Annotated in this window: 5 protein-coding genes; 4 read left to right on the top strand and 1 reads right to left on the bottom strand. The window is 66.3% G+C overall.

Features of this window, described 5'->3' with window-relative positions; translation table 11 throughout:
• Window position 1 precedes the first annotated feature (1 nt).
• The 4 genes from cobG to AC1DX0_RS31955 are packed head-to-tail and all read left to right on the top strand — an operon-like array spanning window position 2 to window position 3,520.
• Window positions 2–1,369, top strand: coding sequence for a precorrin-3B synthase (cobG, locus tag AC1DX0_RS31970; RefSeq protein ID WP_477358412.1), 1,368 nt, complete (start codon window positions 2–4; stop codon window positions 1,367–1,369).
• A 2-nt stretch (window positions 1,370–1,371) separates the two neighbouring features.
• Window positions 1,372–2,004 carry a precorrin-8X methylmutase gene (locus AC1DX0_RS31965; RefSeq protein ID WP_477222068.1) on the top strand — a complete coding sequence of 211 codons (633 nt, stop codon included), beginning with the start codon at window positions 1,372–1,374 and terminating at the stop codon, window positions 2,002–2,004.
• Window positions 2,001–2,759, top strand: a complete 759-nt coding sequence (locus AC1DX0_RS31960; protein WP_477358410.1) for a precorrin-2 C(20)-methyltransferase — start codon at window positions 2,001–2,003, stop codon at window positions 2,757–2,759. Before AC1DX0_RS31965 ends, AC1DX0_RS31960 begins: the two co-directional genes overlap by 4 nt.
• Window positions 2,756–3,520: a precorrin-3B C(17)-methyltransferase gene (locus AC1DX0_RS31955; RefSeq protein ID WP_477358408.1), complete on the top strand. Its 765-nt coding sequence runs from the start codon at window positions 2,756–2,758 to the stop codon at window positions 3,518–3,520. Before AC1DX0_RS31960 ends, AC1DX0_RS31955 begins: the two co-directional genes overlap by 4 nt.
• On the opposite strand, the gene AC1DX0_RS31950 is transcribed toward AC1DX0_RS31955, so the two are convergent.
• Window positions 3,484–4,161 (bottom strand): cobalt-precorrin-6A reductase (locus tag AC1DX0_RS31950; RefSeq protein ID WP_477358406.1); only part of this gene is annotated, 678 nt, incomplete at its 5' end. The genes AC1DX0_RS31955 and AC1DX0_RS31950 overlap by 37 nt on opposite strands.

Below are 4,161 nucleotides of genomic sequence, written 5' to 3'. Positions count from 1 at the left end.
GCTGCGACATGGCAACGGCATCATGGAAGTCACCGCSCGCGGCAGTTTGCAGATACGCGGTCTGACAACAGGAAGTGCTACGCTGCTGGCAGCGGAGGTGGATGCACTGGGCATTGCGGTGCGCACCGGCGTGCCGGTTGAGACCGGGCCGCTGGCGGGCATCGATCCGCAGGAGATCGCCGATCCGCGGCCACTGGCTGAGCGGATCAGGGCGGCGGTCGAGGACGCTGGGCTGACGCCAAGACTGGGACCAAAGGTGTCTGTTGTCGTCGACGGCGGCGGACAACTGACGATGGATGCGGTGACGGCCGATGTGCGGCTTAAGGCGGTGCGAGCCGACAACGACATCGTTTGGAGCGTATCGGTTGCCGGCGACGGCCGAAACGCGAAGGTATTGGCAAAGGTCGATGCGGATGACGCGAGAGACATAGCCGTCGCTGCGCTGAAGATGATTGCCGAAAAAGGCCGCGAAGCGCATGCGAGGGATTTGTCGGAGAGGCAGCTTGCCTCTCTCGCAAGCTGGCATTCTGTGGCGCCCCCCTCTGTCCTGCCGGACATCTCCCCCACGAGGGGGGAGATTGCTCATGCGCGCTCGCCTTCGCCAATTTCCAACGCCGAAACGGCTGAGCAACCCTCCGCCTTCGCAAGAACGGCGCAGCCGGCCGAGCTGCCAATCTCCCCACCTGTGGGGGAGATGTCCGGCAGGACAGAGGGGGGCGCCTCGCGCAAACCTATCGGCCTTTTCCCCTTAACCGGCAACACTTTCACCCTCGGCATCGCTCTCCCCTACGGCAGCATGCCAGCAGATAAAATCATTGCCCTCGCGCAAAGCGCCCTCGCCTTCGGCACCACCGAAATCCGCCTCGCCCCAGGCCGCGCCCTCCTCTTCCTCGGTCAACCGGCAACCGCAAACGAACTCTTCCAGCACACCGCCGCCACCCTCGGCTTCGTCACCTCCCCCACCGACCCGCGTACCCGTATCGCCGCCTGCCCCGGCACGCCGGCCTGTGCTTCCGGGCGCATCGCCACGCGCGACATCGCGGAGACGATTGCCGCAGAAAACGCCGACATCCTCGACTTCACCYTGCACATTTCCGGCTGCGCCAAGGGCTGCGCKCAYCCSGGCCCGGCSGCACTCACAATCGTCGGCGGCGAAAAYGGAGCCGGACTTGTCGTGAACGCGACGGCAAAGGCCCTTCCTGCCGGCTACAGGCCGGGCTATGACGCCGCGCGCGGCATCAGCCGCGTCGCGGCAATGATCCGCAGCGCACGATTTCAGGGCGAGACCGCCGCCGACTGCCTGACAAGGCTCGGGCCGGCAGCAATCGCCGAGGCTTACCGACAGGCCCAAACTAAAAAACGGAAATGAGCATGGCCGCCTACGACTACATCCACGACGGCACGGCGATCTACGAGCGCTCCTTCGCCATCATCCGCGCCGAGGCTGACCTGTCGCGCTTCACAGAAGCCGAGGCCGATGTCGCCATCCGCATGATCCATGCCTGCGGCCAGGTCGAAGCATCAAGTCATTTCGTTTTCTCGCCAGACTTCGTCACTGCAGCGCGCAAGGCGCTCGCCGCCGGTGCGCCGATCTTCTGCGACGCGGAGATGGTCTCGCATGGCGTCACCCGCGCCAGGCTGCCGGCCGGCAACGAGGTGATCTGCACGCTGCGCGACCCGCGCACGCACGACATCGCCAAAGCGATCGGTAACACCCGTTCGGCCGCGGCGATCGACTTGTGGGGCGAGCGCATGGCAGGCTCCGTCGTCGCCATCGGCAATGCGCCGACAGCACTGTTCTATCTCCTGGAAAAGCTGCGCGACGGCGCGCCGAAGCCGGCGGCCATCATCGGCATGCCGGTCGGCTTCGTCGGCGCTGCCGAATCCAAGGATGCGCTGGCAGAGAATTCCTATGGCGTGCCCTACGCCATCGTGCGCGGCCGTCTGGGCGGCAGCGCCATGACCGCMGCCGCGCTCAATTCGCTGGCGAGGCCGGGCCTGTGAACGCGCTTKCAAAAGGCCGTCTSGTCGGAGTCGGCACCGGTCCCGGCGACCCCGAACTGYTGACGCTGAAGGCCGCGCGGGCCTTGGCCGAAGCCGATGTCGTCGCCTATTTCGCCAAGCGCGGCAACAACAGCAACGCCCGCGCCATCGTCGAAACGCGCTTCCGGCCTGATATGCTGGAGTTGCCGCTGCTCTATCCCGTCACCACCGAAATCGACAAGGATCACGACGACTACCGCTCGCAGATCACCGGCTTCTACGAGGAATCTGCCGAGAAGGTCGCCGAGCACCTCGACGCCGGCAGGATGGTTGCCGTCCTGTCCGAAGGCGACCCGCTGTTCTACGGCTCCTACATGCATCTGCATGTCCGCCTTGCGCATCGTTTCCCCACAGAAGTCATTCCCGGCGTCACCGCCATGTCAGGCTGCTGGTCGCAAACCGGTGTGCCGATCGTCCAGGGCGACGACGTGCTGACGGTTTTGCCCGGCACGATGAGCGAGTTCGAGCTGACGCGACGGCTGGCCGACACCGATGCTGCCGTCATCATGAAGGTCGGCCGCAACCTGCCCAAGATCAGGCGCGCGCTGGAAGCCACCGGCAAGTTGACGCGCGCCGTCTATGTCGAGCGCGGCACCATGGCCGGCAGCGTCTCGATGAAGCTTGCCGACAAGCAGGACGACAAGGCGCCCTACTTCGCCATCGTATTGGTCGCCGGCTGGTCCGGCCGCCCCGGCGCGCTGGGAGCGCAGGCATGAGCGGCCGTATCACCGTCATTGGCCTCGGGCCCGGCAATGCCGACCAGGTCACGCCCGAAGCCAGCCGCGCCGTCGCGGAAGCAAAATTCTTCTATGGCTACAAGCCCTATCTTGACCGGCTGGAACTGCGCCCGGATCAGACCCGCGTCGCTTCCGACAACCGCGAGGAACTCGCCCGCTCCAAGGACGCCTTGACCAAGGCCGCCGAGGGCCATGAGGTCGCCGTGGTTTCGGGTGGCGATCCCGGCGTCTTCGCCATGGCGGCGGCCGTCTGCGAGGCGATCGAGGCCGGCCCGGCCGAATGGCGGGCCGTCGATGTCGCCGTCGTGCCGGGCATCACCGCCATGCTCGCCGTCGCCGCCCGTATCGGCGCGCCGCTCGGCCATGATTTCTGCGCCATCTCGCTGTCCGACAATCTGAAGCCGTGGGATCTGATCGAACTGCGTCTCCTGGCGGCGGCCGGCGCCGGCTTCGTCATCGCGCTCTACAACCCGATCAGCAAGGCCCGCCCCTGGCAGCTAGGCCGCGCCTTCGAGTGCCTGACCGCAATCCTGCCCGGCACAACGCCGGTCATCTTCGGCCGCGCCGCCGGCCGTCCCGACGAGCGCATCGAGGTGTTCCTGCTGGCCGACGTCGACGCGCAAAAGGCCGACATGGCGACCTGCATCATCATCGGCTCGCCGGAAACCCGGATCATCAAGCGTGGCGACAGACCGGCGCTGGTCTACACGCCGCGTTCGGCARCGGGCKCRASAAAATGATCGACCATCGCGGCSAGCGCTTCGACGGWTTCRGCSGAAGGCACATCGGGCAACGCCGGCCTGCGGACCATGATCACCTCGATGCCAAGCGCCCTTGCGGCGGCAATCTTGCCGTAGGTCGCCGCGCCGCCGCTGTTCTTGGACACGACGACATCAATGCGATGGTTTCCGAGCAAGACGCGTTCGTCCGTCTCGCGAAACGGGCCGCGCGCCAGCAGATAGTCAGCGTCGGGAACGGCCAGCTTCGGTTCGACCGGRTCAACGCTGCGGATGAGATAATGGTGTTGGGGCGCCGCCTCGAACGCGGCGACCTCTTGCCGTCCCAACGCCAGGAAGACCCGGCGCGGCTTGGCGCCGAGCGCTTGCACAGCATCACCTGTTGTATCGACTTCAGTCCAGAGATCGCCCTCGACAGGCTCCCAACCGGGACGGCGCAGAGCGAAGATCGGCGCGCCGGCCATGCGTGCCGCTTGCGCGGCATTGGCGGAGATTCGCGCCGCATAGGGATGCGTGGCATCGATCAGCAGGTCGATCCGCATGTCATTGAGATAGGCCGCCAGCCCGCCAGCACCACCAAAGCCACCGACCCTTGTCGGCACGTTCTGTGCGATCGGGTGCTCGGTGCGGCCGGCCAGCGAGAT

The sequence above is a fragment of the Mesorhizobium sp. P3_A9 genome, assembly GCF_056402975.1.
Note: the sequence above shows the minus strand (reverse complement) of the source record. Positions and strands in the feature narration are given on the sequence as shown.